We start from the raw sequence: 21,071 nt of genomic DNA, 5'->3' as shown, positions 1-21,071 counted from the left end.
CTGCGGACGGGGCGCGCCCGTCGTCGACGGCCACTGCGGGGCCGCGCGGAGCGCTCTGCGGGCCAGCCTACCGGGGACGACGGACGCGGTCCCGGGCCGATTGGCGGCGTGGCGCGGAGATGCTGTACAGTGGACTCTCGCCCGACCGGTGCGGTCGTCCTCGAGACGTCCGGCAGCCGCCGGGTGGCACGGCAGATTTCCCGAGCGGCCAAAGGGGGCTGACTGTAAATCAGCTGGCACTGCCTTCACTGGTTCGAATCCAGTATCTGCCACCGGAACGAAGACCCCGGGACCGTACGGTCCCGGGGTCTTCTGCCGTCCGGGGCCGTGGCACACCCCGCGTCCCCGCCCCGGGAGGTGGCGGCCTCCCGCCAGGCGACGTAGCCTGCCTGTGGTCCGTGTCACACCCGATGCCCTCCGCGGTCCGGCGGCGGCACGGCCGTGCATCGTGACGCCGTGCGGCGTCGCCCGACCGTCCGCGAGGAGCGCCCGATGACCGAGTCCACCGCCCCCGAGTCCTTCACCCAGGGACCGACCGACGTCGAGCTGCTCGAGCAGACCCTGGCCCAGAACCTCGACGACACCGCCCGCCGGTTCGCCGACCGCGCCGCCCTCCTGGAGTGTGGACCGGACGGGGACCCTGCCACCGGACGCACCTGGACCTACGGGCAGCTGCGGGAGGAGTCCGTGACGGTGGCCAAGGCGCTCATGGCTGCGGGCTACGAGGCGGGGGACCGGATCGGGATGTGGAGCCCCAACGTCGCCGAGTGGGTCTCGCTGCTCTACGGCGCGGCACGCGCCGGCGTCATCCTCGTGAACCTCAACCCGGCGTACCGCGCCCACGAGCTGACGTACGTGGTCGAGCAGTGCGACATGCGCGGGCTGGTGGTGGCCTGCGCGGACGCACGCATGGACCCGCCCGCCACCGCGCGGGCCGTGGCCCGTGAGTCGGCGCCGCACCTGCGGCAGCTGATCATGCTGCCGGCCGGGAGCGGCGAGGACGCCTACGCCCACGTGCAGGACGGTGACGTGGCCGGCCGGCACGCCGCCGATCCCGTGGCCGAGGGCACGTGGGCCGCCTTCCTGGCCGGGGCCGCGCGGGTCTCGGACGAGGACCTGGCCGCGCGCGAGGCCGCCACCCGGCCGGCGGACCCCGTGAACCTGCAGTACACCTCGGGCACCACCGGCTTCCCCAAGGGCGTCACGCTGACGCATCGCAACGTGCTGAACAACGGCTTCCACATCGGCGAGCTGCTGGGCTACACGGAGGAGGACACCGTGGTGATCCCGGTGCCGTTCTTCCACTGCTTCGGCATGGTGATCGGCGTGATCGCCACCGTCTCCCACGGCTCGCTCGCCGTCATCCCGGCGCGCAGCTTCGAGCCGGTCTCGGCGCTGCGGGCCGTGGCCGCCACCGGCGCGACGAGCCTGTACGGCGTGCCGGCGATGTTCATCGCCATGCTCGCCCGGCCCGAGGCGGACGAGCTGGACCTGACGACGCTGCGCACCGGCGTGATGGCCGGCTCCACGTGCCCCGTCGAGGTGATGAAGAAGGTCATCGACCGGTTCCACATGTCCGAGGTCGCCATCTGCTACGGCATGACGGAGACCGCGCCCGTGTCCACCATGACCCGCCGCGACGACTCCCTGGAGGTGCGCACCCAGACCGTCGGCCGCACCATGCCCCACGTGGAGACGAAGATCGTGGACCCCGCCACCGGTGAGGTCGTCCCGCGCGGGGCCACGGGCGAGCTGTGCACCCGCGGCTACTCCGTGATGCTCGGCTACTGGGACGCCCCCGAGAAGACCGCCGAGGTGCTGGACGCCGACGGCTGGATGCACTCCGGCGACCTCGCCTCCATGGACGAGGACGGCTCCGTGCGCATCGAGGGCCGCATCAAGGACCTCGTGATCCGCGGCGGCGAGAACATCTCCCCGCGCGAGGTGGAGGAGTTCCTCTACACCCACCCGGACATCCAGGACGTCCAGGTGGTGGGCGTGCCGGACGAGAAGTACGGCGAGCAGCTCATGGCCTGCGTGATCATGAAGGACGGCGTCGAGCCGCTCACCGTGGACGCCGTCCGCGAGTTCGCCACGGGCCGGATCGCGCACTTCAAGATCCCGGCCTACGTCCGCGTGCTCGACGCCTTCCCCATGACCGTCTCCGGCAAGGTCCGCAAGGTCGAGCTGCGCGAAGAGGGCGCGAAGGTCGTCCAGGCCCAGGCCCACGCCCAGGCCCACGCCCAGGGTGCGGGCTGACGACGACCGTCACCCTCAGGCGGCGGGCAGCGGGAACACGTCCCAGATGGTGCAGACCGCCTCGGGGGCGGCGCCCAGGATCGTGGCACGGTACGTGGTCGACCACGCCCGCGGGTCGGCGTCGCGCAGGCGCCACGTGCCGTCCGCGAGCACCGCGTCCACGAACGCGGAGGTGTCGGCGGGGCTGCCGTCCTCGTGGACCAGGGGGCCGCGACGCAGGGCTTCACCCAGGTCGCCCGCTCGGCCGACGGCGTAGAGCGCGGTCTCGTCCGTGTCCAGCACGAGGCCGCAGTCCTCCTCGAAGGCGGTGATCCAGGCCATCGCGTGCCGCATGGCCTCGTCCGGGTCGGGGTGGCGGGTCACGATGAGCACGGAGCCGCGCTCGCCCGGACGCAGGGAGCCGGGCGTGCCGGGGCCGTGCGGGTCGGGTTCGCGCGGGGCGGCGGCGGTGTGCGGGCGGGGCTCGAAGGCGGTGGTCATGGCGGTCTCCTCCCGGGTGGGGACTCATCAGGGTCCCGGCGGCGCCGCACCGGTCGGAGCGGCATCGCCCACGCTAGGAACCCGGGGCGGGCGGCCGGCCGGACCCGGCCGGGGCTGGGGAGGACACGCCGGGAGCAGCGGCCTGTGCAGGAGCGGAGGGGTCGCGCGGACGCGCCGGCACGGCCTCGGCCGGCCCGGCGTCGCGTCAGTGGGCGCGGTGGTCGGCCGGGGCGAGCTTGGGCCCGAACGCCTGCTTGCGCTCTCCGGAGAGCCCGATCATCCGCACCACCCGCTGCCGGTGCCCGGCCCATGGCGCGAGCAGGCGGAGCATCCCGGCGTCGTCGGTCCGGCGTCCCGTGAGGACCTGCCCCACGTACTGCGCCAGGTGGTAGTCGCCCACGGAGACGAGGTCCGCCGCCCCGTGGCTGCGCTGCAGCGCCTCGGCCGTGGTCCACGGCCCGATCCCGGGCACCGACTCCAGGCGCCGGGCCAGCGCGGCCACCCCGGCCGTGTCCCCGGGGGCGACCGCGTCGCCGAGCCGGTCGATGCTCGCGGCCCGCCGGGCGACCTCCAGCATGGTCCGCGACTGGGAGGGCTGCACCCAGGCCCGCGCATGCCAGTCCCACGAGGGGATCCGCAGGACGGCGGCCGGGGTCGGCGGCGGCAGCATCCCCGGCGGCACCGGGCCGGGGGCGGGCCCGTCGTCGTCGATCCGGGCGGCCAGCCGCACGAGGGTGCGCCAGCCGTGCCGCGCCTGGTCGTGGGTGACCTTCTGCTCGAGCACGGCGGTGAGCAGCTGCCGGGACAGCGCGCCCGCCGCCGGCAGCCGCAGCCCGGCCCGCATCCGCCGCGCCTCGCGCACGTGCGGCGGCAGCGCGGGCGCGCCGGAGTCCGGCCGCAGCAGGGCGTCGAAGGCGTCCCAGCCGTCGTCGTGCAGGCCGAGCAGGCGTTCCACGCCGGCGACGGCGGCGCTCGCGCCCGCGCCCCACGCGCGGGCCGTCACCGCGGTGCCGCCCCCTGCGGCCTCCCGGACGCCGGAGACCAGCAACGACGTCGGCCGGCCCGGGCCGTCCGACGCCACGTCCGGGGCGGGGGAGCGCAGAGTGAGCCAGACGCCCTGCGGTGTGGCGCGGACCGTGGGGTCGGCCGCACCGCGCTGCAGGGGGCGCAGGGTGAGCGCGACGTCCACGGGGACGGGCACGCGCACGCGGCGCTCGGCGTCCGGGGCGGTCATGCCCGCACCGTACACCCGGGCCCGGACAGGACGACGTCGGCCGTGACGGCGCGCACGCCGGGCGTTGCCCCGCGTGTCCGGAGCCCTCCTTCGGCGTCCGGCCCCTGGCGTAGCGTGGGGTGCGTGAGTGAAAAGACCCCCGCGCCCACCCCTGCGCAGCCCATGCAGTACGCCGAGAACGTCCTCGAGCTGATCGGGCACACCCCGCTCGTGAAGCTGCACTCCGTGACGGAGGGCATCGAGGCCACCGTCCTGGTGAAGGTCGAGTACCTGAACCCCGGCGGCTCCGTGAAGGACCGCATCGCGCTGAAGATGATCGAGGAGGCCGAGCGCGAGGGCCTGCTCGGCCCGGGCGGCACCGTCGTGGAGCCCACCTCGGGCAACACGGGCGTGGGGCTGGCCCTGGTCTCGCAGCTCAAGGGCTACCGCACCGTGTTCGTCACCCCGGACAAGGTGGGTCAGGAGAAGCGGGACGTGCTCAGCGCGTACGGCGCCGAGCTCGTCGTCACGCCCACCGCCGTGGACCCGACGTCCGAGGAGTCCTACTACGGGGTCGCCGACCGCCTCGTGCGGGAGATCCCCGGGGCCTATCAGCCCAACCAGTTCTTCAACCCCGCCGCCCCGGCCTCCCACTACGAGACCACCGGCCCCGAGATCTGGGAGGACACGGCCGGCCGCGTCACCCACGTCGTGATGGGCGCCGGCACGGGCGGCACCATCACGGGCACCGGCCGCTACCTCAAGGAGGTCTCGGCGGACCGCCCGTCCGGTCCGGTCCGCGTGATCGGCGCGGACCCCAGCGGCTCGGTGTACTCCGGCGGCGCCGGCCGGCCCTACTTCGTCGAGGGTGTCGGCGAGGACATGTGGGTGGACAACTACGACCCCGCGGTCCCGGACGAGGTCATCGCCGTCGAGGACGCCGAGGCCCTGGCCATGACCCGCCGCCTCGCCGCCGAGGAGGGCCTGCTCGTGGGCGGCTCCTCCGGTCTGGCCGTCGTCGCCGGCCTGCGCGCCGCCCGCGAGCTCGGCCCGGAGGACGTCATGGTGATCGTGCTGCCCGACTCGGGCCGCGGCTACCTCGCCAAGATCTTCAACGACCCGTGGATGGACGAGCGCGGCTTCGACTACGACGTCCGCGAGACCGTGCTGCCGGCGTGGGCGCGCGGGCGCACCCGCTCGGCGGTCCCGCAGATGGACGACGACGGCGCCACGGGGGCCGCCGGCGGGGCCGGCACGCCCGTCGAGGTGCTCGAGCACGCCGACGCCGAGCCGGCGACCCGCGCGGGCGCCCCCGCCGAGGCCGACCGCTGGTCCGCGACGGCGGGGGAGCTGCTGACCGAGAAGGCCGACCTGTTCCCGGGCTCCGTGCCCACCCTCGTCACCGCGGCCCCGACCACCTCGGTGGCGGACGCCGTGGCGACCATGAACCGGTACGGCGTCGACGCCCTGCCCGTGATCCTCGAGCCCCGGCACGACCTGCGGATCGGCGAGGTCCGCGGCACCGTCTCCTCCGCCGCGCTCGCGGACGCCCTCGCCGAGGGGCGGGCCACCGCGCAGACCCCCGTGGCCGACGTCATGGGCCCCGTGCTGCCCTGCCTGGGGGCGCGCACCCCGCTGCGCGCCGTGGCCCGGCGCCTCGCCCAGGACCCCGTGCTGCTGGTGCTCGAGGCCGGCCGCGTCCAGGGCGTCGTCACCCTGCACGACGTCCTCGCCCACGTCACCGCCTGAGGCCGGCCGCACCGGCCGCGCCCGCCCCACCCGACCCGATCTCTCCGAGGAGGCTCCCGAGATGACCGAGCAGAACGTCCACGAGGACCCGCACGCCACCACCCCCGACACCGGCGCCGAAGACGCCGCCGCCCACCCCCAGGGGGGAGGCTTCGGCACGCGCGCCGTGCACGCGGGCCAGCACCTGGACGAGGTGTTCGGCGCCGTCGTCCCGCCGATCCACCTCTCGAGCACCTACGCGCCCACGGCCGTCGGCGAGCTGCGGCGCGGCTACGACTACGGCCGCGGCACCAACCCCACCCGGGACGCGCTGCAGGAGCAGCTGGCCGCGCTCGAGGCCGGCGTCGACGAGTCCGGCGCCCCCCGGGCCACCGGCCTCACGTTCGCCTCCGGCCTGGCCGCGGAGACCGCGCTGATCATGGGCGCGGGCCGGCCGGGCATGACGATCGTGCTCGGCAACGACGTGTACGGCGGCTCCTACCGCCTCATCTCCCGCGTGCTCGCCCCGTGGGGCGTGGAGCACGTCGTCGTGGACATGGGGGACGCCGAGCAGGTCGCCGCCGCCGTCGAGCGCGCCGCCGCCGCGGGGCCGGTCATGGTGTGGCTGGAGACCCCGTCGAACCCGATGATGAAGATCTCCGACGTCGCCGCGGTCGCCGAGGCGGCCCACGCGCACGGCGCCCTGCTCGTGGTGGACAACACCTTCGCGACGCCGTACCTGCAGTCCCCGATCGCCCTCGGCGCGGACGTGGTGGTGCACTCCACCACGAAGTACATCGGCGGCCACTCGGACGTGATCGGCGGGGCGCTCGTGATCCCGGACGCCGCACTCGCCGAGCAGGTGAAGTTCCAGCAGTTCGCGGCGGGGGCCGTGAACGGGCCCATGGACGCGTACCTGACCACGCGCGGCCTCAAGACGCTCGGGGTGCGCATGGACCGTCACCAGGCCAACGCCCAGGCGGTCGCCGAGTGGCTCACCGGCCGCGCCGAGGTCTCCCAGGTGCTCTACCCGGGGCTGCCGGACCACCCCGGCCATGAGCTCGCGCAGCGGCAGATGCGCGGTTTCGGCGGCATGGTCTCGCTGCGCCTGTCCGGCGGCGCCGCGGCGGCCCGCCGCGTGGCCGAGTCGACCCGCCTGTTCCAGCTCGCCGAGTCCCTGGGCGGCATCGAGTCGCTGATGAACTACCCGGCGGAGATGACCCACGCGTCCGTGGCCGGCACGGAGCTGGCCGTGCCGGACGACCTGCTGCGCCTGTCGGTGGGCATCGAGGACGCCGAGGACCTCGTGGCGGACCTGGAGCGGGCTCTGGGCAGCCTCTGACCCGCCGACGTCCGCCAGAGGTCTAGCGCACGGGTGGGGAGCACGGGGCGGCGTAGTGTGACGGGCATGACCCTCACCGCCTTCGTCAACGCCCACGTCGTCCCCGTCGCCGCCGAGCCGTTCGACGGCGCCCTGCTCGTCGAGGACGGCCGGATCACCGCGCTCGGCCCCGACGTCCAGGCACCCGACGGCGCCGACGTCGTGGACTGCGAGGGCCGCTGGCTGCTGCCCGGCTTCGTGGATGCCCACGTCCACCTCGGCATGCACGCCGAGGGCGAGGTCGGGGCGACCGCGGACGTCAACGAGATGACGGACCCGGTGATGGCCGGGGTGCGGGCGATCGACGCCGTCGACCCGAACGAGCCGGGCTGGAAGGACGCCCTGGCCGGCGGGGTGACCACCGTGAACGTCAACCCCGGCTCGGGCAACCCGATCGGCGGCCAGGCGGTGGCGCTGCACACCCACGGACGCACCGTGGACGAGATGGTGCTGCGCAGTCCCTCGGGCGTGAAGTCCGCCCTCGGCGAGAACCCCAAGAACGTCTACAAGGAGAAGGGCCGCACCCCGTCCACGCGGCTGGGCACCGCCCTCGTGATCCGCGAGGCGTTCCTGCGGGCGCAGGGCTACATGGCCCGCCGCGCGGAGGCCGAACGCGAGGACAAGCCCTTCACCCGCGACCCCCACCTCGACGCCCTCGCCCTCGTCCTGGAGCGCACGATCCCCTGGCGCCAGCACTGCCACCGCACCGACGACGTCGCCACCGCCCTGCGCCTGGCCGACGAGTTCGGCTACGACCTCGTCCTGGACCACGGCACCGAGGCGCACCCGCTGGCCGACCAGCTCGCGGCCCGCGGCGTGCCGGTGCTGATCGGCCCGCTGTTCACCACCAAGTCCAAGCCGGAGCTGCGGGGTCGCTCGATGCGCAACCCGGGGCGTCTGGCGCGGGCCGGCGTCGAGATCAGCATCATCACCGACCACCCGGTGGTGCCCATCGACTTCCTCGTCTACCAGGCCGCGCTGTCGGTGAAGGAGGGCCTGGACCGGGAGACCGCTCTGCGCGCCATCACCCTCCATCCCGCGCGCGTGCTGGGGTTGGACGACCGCATCGGCTCCCTCGAGGTGGGCAAGGACGCCGACCTCGTGCTCTGGTCCGGCGACCCGCTCGATGTCATGCAGCGGGCCCTGAGCGTGTGGATCGGCGGCCGTCAGGTCATGGAGTACGACCTCGCCACGGCCCGGCCCGTCGTCGCCTCCGCCCGTCCCGCGGAGGACTGAGCGGCGCCGCCGCCCGGCGGCGTGGGCGGGACGCGCGGGTTCAGCGCCGCAGGCGCGAGCGCACGGGTGGCAGCCAGACGAGCGCGGCGCCCAGGAGCATCACGACGGCGAGGATGATCAGCAGGCCGTTGGCCCGCAGGAACGCGGGGGCGGCCAGCAGGACGGCGATGAACGTCAGGGTCCCGATCGCCGAGCGACGGCGGCGCAGCAGACCGATCCAGCCCCACAGGGACGCCGCGGCCAGCAGGCCGACGGCGGTGCCCATCGTGAACTGCCCCGTCGCGCCGCCCAGCACGCCCACCGACTCCATGCCGGTGAGCGGATCGATGACGGGCTCGCCGCTGTCCTGTGCGCGGGCCCCGTTCCAGATGAACGCGCCCGCGATGCCGACCAGCACCACGGTGACCGCGAGCCAGTAGATGCGCGCGACCTTCAGGAGCGGGTGGACGAGGCCGGCGTCGGACTCGGCCGCGTCCCGCTCGGCCAGGTCGCGCTCGCGGTCCGCGCGGCGCCGTTCCAGGCGCTCCTCGTCCTCGGCGGTGAGGCGGGCGCGCACGGCGCGCAGCCGTGCGTCGTCGGCCCGCTGACTCTCCCGGAAGGACTGGGCGGCGCGGCCGGCGGCCCGGCCGAGTCCGCGGGCGAGGGGGCGGTCTTCGCTGTTCTGGGGCACGTGCCGAGCCTATCGTCCCGGCCGGTGAGCGACCGGGGTGTCCGAGGGCACAGCCCGGCCCGGGGTCCGGTGGCGTAGACTGGGCGGACCGGATCCGGTCTCTCCCCCTGTGATGAGTGAGCGTGGACGCGTGTGCCACGCCGGACTGCAGATGTCTGTGCAGATGTGTGTGCGGGCCACGAACGTCGTGGCCCTCGGGGGCTGCCGGGTGGACGGAATCATCTGACCCAGCTGGCCCCTGCGCCCCACGACGTCGACCCGCGACCGACGTCCTCCGGCGTGCGCCCGCGCATCCCCACAGGAGGACCCATGTCCGACATCCTCGATCCCCAGACCACCGCCGAGGCCCCGACCGCCGCGCCCGTGGAGACCGCCCCCGAGGCCGAGACCGTCGCCCCCGAGCTCGCCGGGGCGGAGCTGGAGGCCACCGGGACCGTCCCGCAGGTCGACGCCGCCGAGCCCGCCGCCCCCGAGGCCCCGGCCGAGCCCGCCGGCCCCACCTTCCTGGACCTCGGCCTGGACGCCCGCGTGCTGGCCGCCGTCGAGGACCTGGGCTACACCCGCCCCTCGCCGATCCAGGAGGCGACCATCCCGCTGCTGCTGGACGGCCGCGACGTCGTGGGCCTGGCCCAGACCGGCACCGGCAAGACCGGCGCGTTCGCGCTGCCGGCCCTGTCCCGCCTCGCCGAGACCACGGACGTGACCGGGCGCGCGGACACCCCGCAGGTGCTCGTCCTCGCCCCGACCCGCGAGCTCGCCCTCCAAGTGGCCGACGCCTTCGACAGCTACGCCAAGCACCTCGACGACGTCTCCGTGCTCGCCGTCTACGGCGGCTCCCCGTACGGCCCGCAGCTGGCCGGACTGCGTCGGGGTGCGCAGGTCGTCGTCGGCACGCCGGGCCGCGTGATCGACCACCTCGAGCGCGGCTCGCTGGACCTCTCCGACCTGCAGACCCTCGTGCTGGACGAGGCGGACGAGATGCTGCGCATGGGCTTCGCGGAGGAGGTGGACCGCATCCTCGCCTCCACCCCGGACACGAAGCAGACCGCCCTGTTCTCCGCCACCATGCCCCCGGCCATCCGTCGCATCTCCGCCCAGTACCTGAACGCCCCGGAGGAGGTGGCCGTCGCCCGTCAGTCGACGACGTCCGCCACGATCCGCCAGCGCTACCTGCAGGTGGGCCACCAGTGGAAGTTCGAGGCCCTGAGCCGGATCCTCGAGACCGAGGAGCACGACGGCGTCATCGCCTTCGTGCGCACCCGTGCCGGCACCGAGGAGCTCGCCCAGAAGCTCACGCGCGCCGGGTTCAAGGCCGTGGCCATCTCCGGCGACATCGCCCAGAAGCAGCGCGAGAAGACCGTGGAGGACCTGAAGGCCGGCCGCGTGGACATCCTCGTGGCCACCGACGTCGCCGCCCGCGGCCTGGACGTCGAGCGCATCTCGCACGTGGTCAACTACGACATCCCGCAGGACGCCGAGTCCTACGTGCACCGCATCGGCCGCACCGGCCGCGCCGGCCGACAGGGCGACGCCGTGCTCTTCATGACCCCGCGTGAGCGCTTCCTGCTCAAGCAGATCGAGCGGACCACCCGCCAGCAGGTCGAGGAGATGGCCGTGCCCTCCGTCGCCGACGTCAACGCGGCCCGCAAGCGTCGCTTCGCCGACGGCATCACCCGCACCCTCGAGCGCGCCTCGGAGGAGGAGCTGGCGGTGTTCGGCGAGATCGTCGCCGCGTACGTCGACGAGCACGAGGCCGAGCCGGCGCGCGTGGCCGCCGCACTGGGCATGATGGCCCAGGGCGGCCGCCCGCTGCTGGCCCGCGAGCAGGAGATCCCGTTCGGCGGCGCCCGCGGCCGCAAGGACCGCGACGGCGGCCGCGAGGGTGGGCGCGACGGCGGCCGTGAGCGCGGCACGAGTGACGGCCGCGGCTCGCGTGGCCCGGCCCGGGAGCCCGCGGCCGGCAACGTGACGTACTGGATCGCCGTCGGCCACCAGGACCGTGTGCGGCCGGGCAACATCGTGGGCGCGCTGGCGAACGAGGTGGGCCTGCCCGCCTCGGCCATCGGCGCGATCGACCTGCGTGGCAACCACTCGCTCGTCGAGCTGCCGGCAGACCTGACCTCGGCCCAGCTCGAGGCCGCGGCCAACGCCGAGATCAACGGCCGTCGCCTCGGCCTGCGCAAGGACACCGGCCGCCCGACCCGCGCCGAGCGCGACGGCGAGGACCGCGGTGAGCGCCGCGGCGGCTTCCGCAAGGACCGCGGCGAGCGCGGCGAGCGCGGCGGCTTCCGCGGGGACCGCGACGGCGGCCAGCGCGGCGGGTACCGCAAGGACCGGGACGACCGCGGCTCCCGCGAGGATCGTGGCGGCTTCCGCAAGGACCGGGACGACCGCAGCTTCCGTGGCGACCGCAGGGGACGCCCCGGCGGCCGCAAGCCCCGCTGGGGCACCCAGGAGCGCTCGGATCGGGGCGCCCGCCGCTGATTCCGCCGGGGTGCCGACCCCGCCGGAGGCCGTGACCGGGGCCGATTTTGCATCGGCCCCGGGGCCCTGGTAGAGTCTCACCTCGTTGCCCCGATAGCTCAGTGGTAGAGCGCCATCTTGGTAAGATGGAGGTCCCGGGATCGATTCCCGGTCGGGGCTCTGACATGAGAGCCCGCCCTCGCGGCGTGAAAACCGTGAGTGCGGGCGTTCTCGTGTCGTGGCGGCGTAGCTCAGCTGGTTAGAGCGCACGACTCATAATCGTGAGGTCGGGGGATCGAGTCCCCCCGCCGCTACGGAATCGGACGGACCCGGTCACCTCCTCGGAGGGGCCGGGTCCTTTCGCGTTCCGGGGCCCGTCCGTCGCCCCGGTAGCCTGGCGGGCATGTCCACGCGTCGCCCCGCCCACCAGCCCACCCGCGGCACCGCCGCGCCCCGCGGCTTCGTCTCCCCGTGGGAGCACGGCTCCCGGCTGTACCGGACCCTCGTGCTGACCGGCTCCGCGCTGTTCCTCGTGGGCATCGTGCTGGCGGTCGTCGGCGGCACCACCGGACGCCTCGCCGTCTCCGGGACCGCCCTGGGCGTGCTCGGCGCGGGCGTCGCCGTTCACCTGTCCGCTCAGCTCGTGCGCTTCCGCCAGGCCGCCCGCCGGCAGGGGGAGCGGCGCCCCGGCCGTTAGGCTGGACGGCAGTCGAGAACCGTCCCGCAGGAGGCCCGAGTTGAGCGTGAACCCCGACGTCGCCGGGCGGAGCTATCCGCCCGCGCCCCCCTTCCAGGTCGGTCGTGAGGCGGTCCGCGGCTTCGCCGAGGCCGTGCAGGCCCAGCATCCCGCGCACCACGACGTCGCGGCCGCCCGGGCCCTGGGACACGCCGACCTGGTCGCCCCCCCGACCTTCGCCGTCGTCATCGCCCAGCGCGCCGAGGCCGCCGTCGTCGCCGATCCCGAGCTGGGCATCGACTTCTCGCGCGTGGTCCACGCGGACGAGCGCTTCGTCCACCACCGCCCGCTGGTGGCCGGGGACGAGGTCGTGGCGACCGTGCGGGTCGAGGCCGTGAAGTCCCTCGGCGGCAACCGCATGGTCACCACCGTCACCGAGATCGCAGATCTGGACGGCGCGGCCGTCTCCACCGTCACGTCCACCCTGCTGGTCCGGGGAGAGGAGTCCTGATGAGCACCGCCCCCCGCCTGTCCGACCTCGCCCGGGGCGAGGTGGTCGGCACGCGCACCGTCACGTTCACCCGCGCCGACCTCGTGGCCTACGCGGGTGCCTCCGGCGACCGCAACCCGATCCACTGGTCCCCGTCGTTCGCCGAGCACGTCGGCCTGCCCGGCGTCATCGCCCACGGGATGCTCACCATGGGCGCGGCCGTGCAGCTCGTCTCGGACTGGGCGGGCGACCCGGGCGCCGTCGTCGACTACCAGACCCGCTTCACCGGCATGGTGCCCGTCGCGGACACCACGGGGCGCACGGACGACGACGGCGCGCCCGTCCCCGGCGCCACGCTCGAGGTCGTCGGCACGGTCGGCGCCGTGGACGAGGCCGCCGGGACCGTGCGGATCGACCTGAACGTCACCAACCCGGACGCGGCGAAGCCGCGCGTGCTGACCAAGGCGCAGGCCGTGGTCCGTCTGGCCGACCCCGCGGGGGAGAGCGCGTGAGCGAGCGGCTGGCGGACCACACCACCACCCGCGTCGGCGGGCCTGCGCGCGCGTGGGTCACCGCGCGCACCGAGGCCGAGGCGATCGAGGCCGTGCGCGCCGCCGACGCGGCGGGCGAGCCCCTGTTCGTCCTCGGCGGCGGTTCCAACACCCTCATGGCGGACGCCGGCTTCCCCGGCACCGTCGTGCGGCTGGCCTTCGAGGGCATCCACGTGCTGGACGGGCCGCTGCCCGGCGAGGGCGAGACGCCGCCCGCCGGCGACGGGGCCCGGTCCGCGGACCACGAGGGGGAGGCCGTCGTCGTGCGGATCGCGGCGGGCCACCCGTGGGACGACGCCGTCGCATGGACCGTGGCGCACGGGCTCGGCGGGATCGAGGCGCTCTCGGGCATCCCGGGCTCGGCCGGCGCGACGCCCGTGCAGAACGTCGGCGCGTACGGCGCGGACGTCTCGCAGGTGCTCGTCGCCCTGCGCGCGTGGGACCGGGAGGCGGGCGACGTCGTCGAGCTGACGCCCGCGGACCTGCGCTTCGGCTACCGCGACTCCGTGATCAAGCGCTCCATGCTGGAGACCGGCGCGCCGAGTCCCCGGTGGATCGTGCTCTCGATCGACCTGCGGCTGCGTCGCGCCTCCTCCGACGCCGAGCCGACGGCGCCGGTCCGCTACGGGCAGCTGGCGGCCGCGCTCGACGTCGAGGAGGGCGCCCATGCCCCGCTCGCGGTGGTCCGCCGCGAGGTGCTGGCCCTGCGCGCCGCCAAGGGGATGGTGTCCGATCCGGCGGACCCGGACACGTGGTCCACGGGCAGCTACTTCACGAACCCGATCGTGCCCGCGTCCGTGCGGGCCTCCCTGCCCGACGGCGCCCCGGCGTTCGCCGCCGGCCAGGCCGAGGACGGGACGCCGCTCGTGAAGCTCTCGGCGGCCTGGCTGATCGATCGCGCGGGCTTCGCGAAGGGCTTCGGGCTGCCCGAGGTCGCCCCCCGCGAGGGCGGGCCGGACGGCCGCGGAGCCGACGGCACCGGCCTGGCCGGGGGCCGCGCGTCGGTGTCCACGAAGCACACCCTCGCCATGACCAACCGCGGCGACGCGACCACCGAGGACGTCCTGACGGTCGCGCGCACCGTGCGCGACGGCGTGCGCGAACGCTTCGGCGTCGAGCTGCACCCCGAGCCGATGATCATCGGCACCAGCCTCTGACCCCTCACTTTCGTTCGGGAAACGGCGCCCCCAGGAGTGCTTTCGTTCGGGAAACGGCGCCGCCAGGAGTGCTTTCGTTCGGGAAACGGCGCGCCTTGGCGGCGCGGGCGCCGTTTCCCGAACGACAACGCCCGAACACCCGCCGTTTCCCGAACGAAAACGGGAGCCGGGTCCGGGGTCCGGTGCGGGGCCGGGTCCCCGCGCGCGCCGCGGCGCCGGCGTCGCGGCTCAGAGGTTGCCGGTGGCGATCATCAGCATGCGACGCACGGGCTCGGCCGCACCCCACAGCAGCTGGTCGCCGACGGTGAACGCCGAGAGGTACTCGGGACCCATGTTGAGCTTGCGCAGCCGGCCGACGGGGATCTGCAGGGTGCCGGTCGCGGCGATCGGGGTCAGGTCGGTGACCGTGGCCTCCTTGGTGTTCGGCACCACCTGCACCCACTCGTTGTCCGCGGCGATGATCTGCTCGACCTCGTCCAGCGGCACGTCCCGGGTGAGCTTGAGGGTGAGGGCCTGCGAGTGGGAGCGCATCGCGCCGATCCGCACGCACAGCGAGTCGAACGGGATCCGGTCCGCCCCGGTCAGTCCGAGCACCTTGTTGGTCTCGTCGTAGGCCTTGCGCTCCTCGCGGGAGACGCCGTCGCCCAGGTCGGAGTCGATCCAGGGGATCAGCGAGCCGCCCAGCGGCACGCCGAACTGCGTCGAGTCCAGGCCGTCGCGCTGCAGCTCGATCACCTTGCGGTCGATCTCGAGGATCGCCGACGCCGGATCGGCCAGCTCGGCCCGCACCGCGCCGCCCAGCTCGGCGTACTGGGTGAGCAGCTCGCGCATGTGCCGGGCACCGCCGCCGGAGGCCGCCTGGTAGGTCATGGCGGTGCCCCACTCGACCAGGCCCGCCTTGAACAGGCCACCGAGGCCCATGAGCATGCAGGAGACGGTGCAGTTGCCGCCGATGAAGTCCTTCGTCCCGTTCGCCAGGGCGGCGTCGATCACGCCGCGGTTCACGGGATCCAGTGCGATCACGGAGGTGTCCGCCATGCGCAGGGTGGAGGCGGCGTCGATCCAGATGCCGTCCCAGCCGGCGGCGCGCAGCTTCGGGTACACGGCCTGCGTGTAGTCCCCGCCCTGCGCGGTGAGGATCACGGGCAGGGCCTTGAGCGCGTCCACGTCGTACGCGTCCTGGAGCACGCCCGGGTCACCGGCCATGCCCTCGAGCACGGGCGCGGGACCGCCGGCGTTGGACGTGGAGAAGAAGACGGGATGGATACGGGCGAAGTCGCCCTCCTCGGCCATGCGCTGCAGGAGGACGGACCCCACCATGCCGCGCCAGCCGACCAGGCCCACGGTGGGCACGGCGGCCGCGTCGGGGGCGTTCACAGATGCGGGGGCAGCGGAAGTCATGCCCTCCAGGCTAGCGGCCCTGCTGCGCGCGCTTCCGCTTGTTCCACGCGATGAGACCGCCCACGGCGAACACCTGGGTCAGCACGAGCAGGAACACCAGCCCGGCGATGGTCTTGCCCTGCAGCACGAGGATCAGCCCGAACACGGCGCACACGAACGCCAGCACGGGCAGGACGACGAGCGCGAGGAACGAGACCGCCTGCGGGGAGAGCAGACGCTGGTCGGAGTCGGTCGGGGCCATGTCAGTCGCGTTCCCATCGTTCGAAGCGGTGGCGCGGGCCGGAGGCGGAGTCCAGCCACGCGTCGGGGGCGGGCTCGACGGCGGTGCGCCGCCAGCGGGCGTCGAGCAGCGGGGCGTGCGTGTCGCCGTCGACGTCGGCGTCGATCACGGTCACCTCGGCGCGCGAGGCCACGTCGAGGGCCTGCTCGTAGAGCGTCGCCCCGCCGATCACCCACACGGTGTCACAGCCGTCGGCCTCGGCCGCGGCGGCCAGGGCCGCCCCGAAGTCAGGCACGACGACGGCGCCCGCGGCCCGCAGCTCCGCGCCGGCCTCCTCGGTGGCCGTCAGGGTGCGGGAGACCACGATGTTCGTGCGCCCGGGCAGCGGGCGGAAGCGCGCCGGGAACGACTCCCACGTGCGCCGGCCCATGATCACGGGGTGGCCGTGCGTGTGGGCCCGGAAGTGGGCGAGGTCCTCGGGGACGTGCCACGGCATGGTGCCGTCGCGGCCGATGACGCGCTCGGGGGTCTGGGCCCAGATCATGGCGATCACGGGCTCGGTGGGACGGGTGGCCCGGCTCATGGGGTCGCTGCGCATCCTCGGCTCAGACGGCGATCGGCGCCGTGATGGTGGGGTGGTGACGGTAGTCGAGGACCTCGAAGTCGTCGTAGTCGTAGTCGAAGATCGACGCGGGGGTGCGCCGCAGCCGCAGCCGCGGGTACGGGTACGGCTCGCGGGAGAGCTGCTCGCGCACCTGCTCCTCGTGGTTCGCGTAGATGTGCACGTCCCCGCCGGTCCACACGAACTCGCCGGGCGTCAACCCGGTCTGCTGCGCGACCATCACCGTGAGCAGCGCGTACGAGGCGATGTTGAACGGCACGCCGAGGAACAGGTCCGCCGAGCGCTGGTAGAGCTGGCATGAGAGCCGCCCGGGGGCGCCGTCCTGACCGGGGGAGACGTAGAACTGGAACAGCGCGTGGCACGGCGGCAACGCCATCTCGTCCACCTCGGCGGGGTTCCACGCGGTGACGATGTGCCGGCGCGAGTCGGGGTTCGTCCGGATCTGCTCCACGACCTTGGCGATCTGGTCGATGTGGCCCCCGTCCGGGGTGGGCCACGAGCGCCACTGCACGCCGTAGACGGGGCCGAGCTCGCCGTCCTCGTCCGCCCACTCGTTCCAGATCCGCACGCCGCGCTCCTGGAGCCACCGCACGTTCGAGTCCCCGCGCAGGAACCACAGCAGCTCGAGCGCGACCGACTTGAAGTGCACGCGCTTGGTCGTGATCAGCGGGAAGGACTCGGCCAGGTCGAAGCGCAGCTGGCGGCCGAACACGCTGCGCGTGCCCGTGCCGGTCCGGTCCGTCTTGACGGCCCCGTGGGCCATCACGTCGGCGAGGAGGTCCTCGTAGGGGGTGGGGATGCTCACCCGGTCCACTCTAGCGATCCGAGCGGACGCGCTGAGCGTCGTCGACGGCCCGGCGGAGGCGGGTACCGGCAGGGCAGGGCCCCGCCCCCGGTCAGCCGTGGAAGACCATGTCCTGGTACTCGGGGTAGCGGCGCAGGTAGTCCTCCACGTAGGAGCACTCGGGCACGATCCGGTCACCCTCCGCGCGCAGCCGGTCCAGGACCATGGTCACGAGGGCGCGGGCATAACCGCGGCGGCCAAACTGCTCGTCGATGATGGTGTGCTGCAGGCGCAGGACCACGGTGTCCTCGCCGTCCGCGCCGCGCACGGTCTCCTGGTCGTAGCCGAGGAACCCGATGAAGGTCCCGTCCTGGCGCAGCTCGAAGCGCTGACGGTCCGGGTCCCGGGTCACCGTGAGGCGCTCGTGGACGATCTTCTCGGGCTGGCTCTGGGCGGCGGTGTTCTCCATGACCCGAGCCTAGGGCCGGGGGCGGGCCCGCTCAACGGTGGCCCGGTCGTGCGGGCCGAGGCCGGCGCGGGCGGCTCAGTCGTCCCAGGGGTCGTAGACCTCGACGGCCACCACGTCGCCGTCGAGGTCGAGCGCGCGGTGCGCCACCAGCACAGCGCCGGGCCGCAGCCACGGATCCTCGGTCGGCAGGGCCCGCAGCACGCGGTCCGCCTGGCCGGCGGCCGCGTCCTCGACCACCTCGAACAGGGTCGGCAGCACCGGCCGGTGCGTGCACACGACCAGCGGCCGGGAGCGGCCCATGAGCTCGGCCATCACCTTGCGGGTCTTCTTGGGCTTCTCCCGGGCCGTGGTCTCCGTGAACGCGCCCTTGGTCTTCAGCGGCAGCCGGCTGGACTTCACGAGCGGGGCCAGCGTCTCCACGCAGCGGCGCCACGGGGAGGAGACCAGCCGCTCCGGCCGCCAGGCCGACACGAGGCCCTCGACGGCGAGCGCCTGCCGCCGGCCCGTCGCCGCCAGCGGGCGCTCCTGCTCGGCGCGGGACCACGAGGAGCGGGGCTTGGCCTTGGCGTGGCGCAGCACCAGCAGCGGCACGGTCCGCAGGCGCCCCCGGGAGGCGGCACGCAGCAGCAGGTCGAGCGGTTCGTGATCCGAGTCGTTCGTCAGCAGCCGCCGGGCCTCGTCCGGCCCGACCCAGCGGACCTCGTCCACCTCGTCGCCGTCGGGGAGGGCGCGCTGGCCGTCGACCTCGGCGGCCCAGTACCAGACCTCCTTGCTCTGACGTACGCCCCGCTTGCCGGGCACCTCGTACGCGGTCACGCACAGCGGGATGCCCGGCCGCAGCTCCAGGCCGACCTCCTCGCGCAGCTCGCGGACCGCGCACTCCGGCAGCGTCTCACCCGGATCGAGCTTGCCCTTGGGCCACGACCAGTCGTCGTAGCGGGGCCGGTGGATCACCATCACCTCGAGGCCGCCGGGCACGCGGCGCCACGGCAGCATGCCGGCGGCCAGCACCTCGGCGCGGGGGCCTTCCGAGGCGCGGTCCTCCGTGGACCAGCGGGCGACGCGGTCGGCGTGGGACGAGGGCATGGGGCGGGTTCCTCTCGGGGTGCGGCGGCCGCGACGACTGCTGGGGCAGGGCACGGGGCGTGGCCGACCCCACGGGGGCCGGCCTCACCAGGATACGAGGCCGCCGGGATGTGCCCGGCCGGCCCCCGCCCGAGGGTCTCAGGGGCGGCGGTACTGGGCGTCGGCGGCGAACAGCTCGAAGCCGAGGGACGCGTAGAGCGCGACGGCGGCCGTGTTGTCCGCGTCCACGTACAGGTCCACGACGTCGACTCCCTGTTCCGCCATCCGGTGCAGCCCCGCCAGCGTCAGGGCCCGGCCGAGGCCGAGGCCCTGGGCGTCGGGGGAGACGCCCACGGCGTACACCTCCCCGACGCGCGGGCCGTCGGCTCCGGCATCCGGCTCCACCTTCGTCCAGTGGAAGCCGAGCAGCCGCCCGTCCGCCTCGCGGGCGGCGAGCAGGAGGCCGTCGGCGTCGAACCAGTCCTCCGCCATGCGGTCGTCGAGGTCGGCGCGGGTCAGGTTGCCCTGTTCGGGGTGGTCCGCGAAGGCGGCGGCGTTCACGTCCAGCCAGGCCTGCTCGTCCTGGCCGGGGACGAAGCCGCGCAGGGCCACCCCGTCGGCGAGCCGCACCTCCGGCAGGGCCGCGAGCGCCGCGTGCGACAGGCGCATCCGGCGCAGCTCGCGGACGGGCTCGAGGCCGTGCCGCCGGGCGAGCCGGACCGCCCCCGGGAGCATGCCGTGGGCCCAGACGCTCGTGGTCTCCTCCCGCGCCAGGTCCCGGACCGCGGCGGCCGCGGCGTCGGCCAGGACCGTCCCCCGGCCGGTGCGGCGTGCGGTCGGGTCGACGACGAGCTCGAGCACGGCCGCCGTGCCCTCGGGCACGAGCACGGCCGCCCCGTCGATCGCCCCGTCCGGGCCCCGGGTGGCCCCCCACCAGAGCTGCCCGCCGCGGGCGAGCAGCACGCGCGTCTGGTCCGACAGCGGGGGATGACCGTCCGCCGCCCCGGCGCGGTCGGCCAGGTCCAGGACGGCGCTCGCCTCCTCCGGGCGCGGGGTGACGACGCGCGGCATGCCGTCGGCGTCGGAGGTCGTGGGGGTGGGGTGTTCGGCCATGCCGGCCACCCTACGGAAGGAGGACGGTGGCCCGCGAGGTGCGCCCCGCCGTCGCCCGCCCAGGGCCGAGCCGGTGCGCACCTGGCAGGATGGGGCAGGTGATGCGCTTGTCCATGGCCCTGAGTGCGGCCGTCGCCGCCCTCGTCCTGGGCGGTGCCGCGTTGCTGGGCCCGGTCCCCGCCGCCCTCGCCGCCGCCGTCGTGATCCTGGTCATCGCCTGGGGCTGGCCGCGGCAGATGGGGGCGCCCGCGCGCCTCTCGCTCAGCGTCACCCTGGCCGTCGCCGGGGGCGCCGCGGTGCTGCTCATGCTGCTGTGGCCGCCGCTCGAGGACGGCCACAGCGGGGCCTGGACGCTCTTCGAGCCGCTCGCCGTCGTCGTCGCCTGGAGCACCATGGCCTCGTTCGTCGTCCAGCTGGTGCGCGGGACCGGCCGGCCGCTGCGCCTCGAGTCCACCGTCGCCACGATGGGCGGGGCGTTCGTGGCCGTCGTGACAGCGTGCTGGGTGGCCGTCTCACGCTGGAGCGACACCCCCGCGGTCGCCGGGCTGGTCATCACGCTGGCGGTCACGGTGGCCGCGGTCTCCCTCGTCGGCCTCACCCCGTGGATGCAGGGCCGGCCGGGAGTCCTGGCGCTCGTGGTCATCCCCCTCAGCACGGTGCTCGCGTGGCCCGTCTCCGCGCTGGCCGGCGTGGGCGCCCGGGACCGGCCGGCCGTCACGGCCGCGGCGCTCGCGGTGGCCGTGCTGGTGTCCCTGACCGCCGCCACGGCGCCGTCGTCGCGGCCGCGGCCCGAGGACCGGCCGGTGGGCACCACCCTGCGCCCGCGCCGGGCGGGCTACGCCCTCGCGTTGGCGCCCGTGGGAGCGGCCGGCGTCGTGGCGCACGTCATGGTGGGCTTCCTGGCCTGACAGGTCCGACCCGCTCGGTAGGATGTCCCGCATGGATACCCTTCTTGCGCTCGAGATCTTCTTCCTGGCCCTCGTGGTCCTGGCCGGCCTGGGCATGGCCGCCGTCGCCGCGGTCGTCATCAACGGCCTCTTCAAGGGCCAGCGCTGAGGACGCGCGGCCCGCTGGCGGGCCGCGCCGTGATCTG

Annotated in this window: 20 protein-coding genes and 3 tRNA genes; 13 read left to right on the top strand and 10 right to left on the bottom strand. The window is 74.7% G+C overall.

Translation table 11 applies throughout. The annotated features are described in order from the left end of the window. Positions 1-190: 190 nt before the first annotated feature. Both DE149_RS01250 and DE149_RS01245 read left to right on the top strand, forming a co-directional pair. Positions 191-272: transfer RNA gene (locus tag DE149_RS01250), tRNA-Tyr, on the top strand. A gap of 220 nt (positions 273-492) precedes the next feature. Next, complete coding sequence (locus tag DE149_RS01245; protein WP_113913809.1) at positions 493-2,259, top strand: AMP-binding protein; 1,767 nt, start codon at positions 493-495, stop codon at positions 2,257-2,259. 15 nt (positions 2,260-2,274) lie between these two features. Here DE149_RS01245 and DE149_RS01240 read toward each other — a convergent pair whose 3' ends face one another. Beyond that, positions 2,275-2,739: a hypothetical protein gene (locus DE149_RS01240; RefSeq protein ID WP_041103583.1), complete on the bottom strand. Its 465-nt coding sequence runs from the start codon at positions 2,737-2,739 to the stop codon at positions 2,275-2,277. Between the two features lie 205 nt (positions 2,740-2,944). Beyond that, entirely contained in the window at positions 2,945-3,973 is a 1,029-nt protein-coding gene (locus tag DE149_RS01230; protein WP_060973447.1) for a DNA-3-methyladenine glycosylase, read from the bottom strand. A 162-nt stretch (positions 3,974-4,135) separates the two neighbouring features. On the opposite strand from DE149_RS01230, the gene DE149_RS01225 reads away from it, so the two are divergent. From DE149_RS01225 to DE149_RS01215, 3 genes are all read left to right on the top strand, one after another. After that, entirely contained in the window at positions 4,136-5,701 is a 1,566-nt protein-coding gene (locus DE149_RS01225; RefSeq protein WP_036317690.1) for a pyridoxal-phosphate dependent enzyme, read from the top strand. Between the two features lie 61 nt (positions 5,702-5,762). After that, positions 5,763-7,022 (top strand): cystathionine gamma-synthase, encoded by a 1,260-nt coding sequence (locus DE149_RS01220; RefSeq protein ID WP_078025945.1) that lies wholly within the window; start codon positions 5,763-5,765, stop codon positions 7,020-7,022. A 66-nt stretch (positions 7,023-7,088) separates the two neighbouring features. Further along, positions 7,089-8,297, top strand: coding sequence for an amidohydrolase (locus DE149_RS01215; protein ID WP_070709897.1), 1,209 nt, complete (start codon positions 7,089-7,091; stop codon positions 8,295-8,297). A gap of 40 nt (positions 8,298-8,337) precedes the next feature. Here the strand turns inward: DE149_RS01215 and DE149_RS01210 are convergent, their stop codons facing one another. Continuing rightward, complete coding sequence (locus DE149_RS01210; RefSeq protein WP_041103579.1) at positions 8,338-8,967, bottom strand: hypothetical protein; 630 nt, start codon at positions 8,965-8,967, stop codon at positions 8,338-8,340. A 309-nt stretch (positions 8,968-9,276) separates the two neighbouring features. On the opposite strand from DE149_RS01210, the gene DE149_RS01205 reads away from it, so the two are divergent. From DE149_RS01205 to DE149_RS01175, 7 genes are all read left to right on the top strand, one after another. Then, entirely contained in the window at positions 9,277-11,451 is a 2,175-nt protein-coding gene (locus DE149_RS01205; protein ID WP_113913808.1) for a DEAD/DEAH box helicase, read from the top strand. 87 nt (positions 11,452-11,538) lie between these two features. Continuing rightward, positions 11,539-11,610 (top strand) — tRNA-Thr (locus DE149_RS01200). A 60-nt stretch (positions 11,611-11,670) separates the two neighbouring features. Further along, positions 11,671-11,744 (top strand) — tRNA-Met (locus tag DE149_RS01195). A gap of 89 nt (positions 11,745-11,833) precedes the next feature. Then, complete coding sequence (locus DE149_RS01190) at positions 11,834-12,127, top strand: hypothetical protein (protein WP_041103577.1); 294 nt, start codon at positions 11,834-11,836, stop codon at positions 12,125-12,127. Between the two features lie 40 nt (positions 12,128-12,167). Then, the gene (locus tag DE149_RS01185) at positions 12,168-12,617 is read left to right on the top strand and encodes a MaoC family dehydratase N-terminal domain-containing protein (RefSeq protein ID WP_010080353.1); all 450 of its coding nucleotides are present in this window, start codon (positions 12,168-12,170) and stop codon (positions 12,615-12,617) included. After that, positions 12,617-13,108: a MaoC/PaaZ C-terminal domain-containing protein gene (locus tag DE149_RS01180; protein WP_078025942.1), complete on the top strand. Its 492-nt coding sequence runs from the start codon at positions 12,617-12,619 to the stop codon at positions 13,106-13,108. The genes DE149_RS01185 and DE149_RS01180 overlap by 1 nt, the downstream gene beginning before the upstream one ends. Beyond that, a complete protein-coding gene (locus DE149_RS01175) occupies positions 13,105-14,304 on the top strand; it encodes a UDP-N-acetylmuramate dehydrogenase (RefSeq protein ID WP_078025941.1) in 1,200 nt (399 codons plus the stop codon). The genes DE149_RS01180 and DE149_RS01175 overlap by 4 nt, the downstream gene beginning before the upstream one ends. A 228-nt stretch (positions 14,305-14,532) precedes the next feature. Here the strand turns inward: DE149_RS01175 and asd are convergent, their stop codons facing one another. From asd to mshD, 7 genes are all read right to left on the bottom strand, one after another. Beyond that, positions 14,533-15,705, bottom strand: a complete 1,173-nt coding sequence (gene asd, locus DE149_RS01170; protein WP_049146263.1) for an aspartate-semialdehyde dehydrogenase — start codon at positions 15,703-15,705, stop codon at positions 14,533-14,535. Between the two features lie 10 nt (positions 15,706-15,715). Next, positions 15,716-15,946, bottom strand: coding sequence for an NF038396 family protein (locus tag DE149_RS01165; protein WP_070708542.1), 231 nt, complete (start codon positions 15,944-15,946; stop codon positions 15,716-15,718). A 1-nt stretch (position 15,947) separates the two neighbouring features. Beyond that, positions 15,948-16,508: a dihydrofolate reductase gene (locus tag DE149_RS01160; protein WP_044659551.1), complete on the bottom strand. Its 561-nt coding sequence runs from the start codon at positions 16,506-16,508 to the stop codon at positions 15,948-15,950. Positions 16,509-16,530: 22 nt separating this feature from the next. After that, positions 16,531-17,361: a thymidylate synthase gene (locus tag DE149_RS01155; RefSeq protein WP_036317717.1), complete on the bottom strand. Its 831-nt coding sequence runs from the start codon at positions 17,359-17,361 to the stop codon at positions 16,531-16,533. Between the two features lie 82 nt (positions 17,362-17,443). Further along, positions 17,444-17,800, bottom strand: coding sequence for a GNAT family N-acetyltransferase (locus DE149_RS01150; RefSeq protein WP_041103569.1), 357 nt, complete (start codon positions 17,798-17,800; stop codon positions 17,444-17,446). Between the two features lie 75 nt (positions 17,801-17,875). Continuing rightward, positions 17,876-18,886, bottom strand: coding sequence for an NUDIX hydrolase (locus DE149_RS01145; protein ID WP_113913807.1), 1,011 nt, complete (start codon positions 18,884-18,886; stop codon positions 17,876-17,878). A 138-nt stretch (positions 18,887-19,024) separates the two neighbouring features. Then, positions 19,025-19,978: a mycothiol synthase gene (gene mshD / locus DE149_RS01140; protein ID WP_113913806.1), complete on the bottom strand. Its 954-nt coding sequence runs from the start codon at positions 19,976-19,978 to the stop codon at positions 19,025-19,027. Positions 19,979-20,079: 101 nt separating this feature from the next. Between mshD and DE149_RS01135 the strand changes: the two genes are divergently transcribed. Continuing rightward, entirely contained in the window at positions 20,080-20,886 is an 807-nt protein-coding gene (locus DE149_RS01135) for a hypothetical protein (protein WP_233490682.1), read from the top strand. Positions 20,887-21,071: the final 185 nt, after the last annotated feature.

It is taken from the genome of Micrococcus sp. KT16, assembly GCF_003315015.1.
In the GTDB taxonomy this organism is placed as follows: domain Bacteria; phylum Actinomycetota; class Actinomycetes; order Actinomycetales; family Micrococcaceae; genus Micrococcus; species Micrococcus luteus.
Note: the sequence above shows the minus strand (reverse complement) of the source record. Positions and strands in the feature narration are given on the sequence as shown.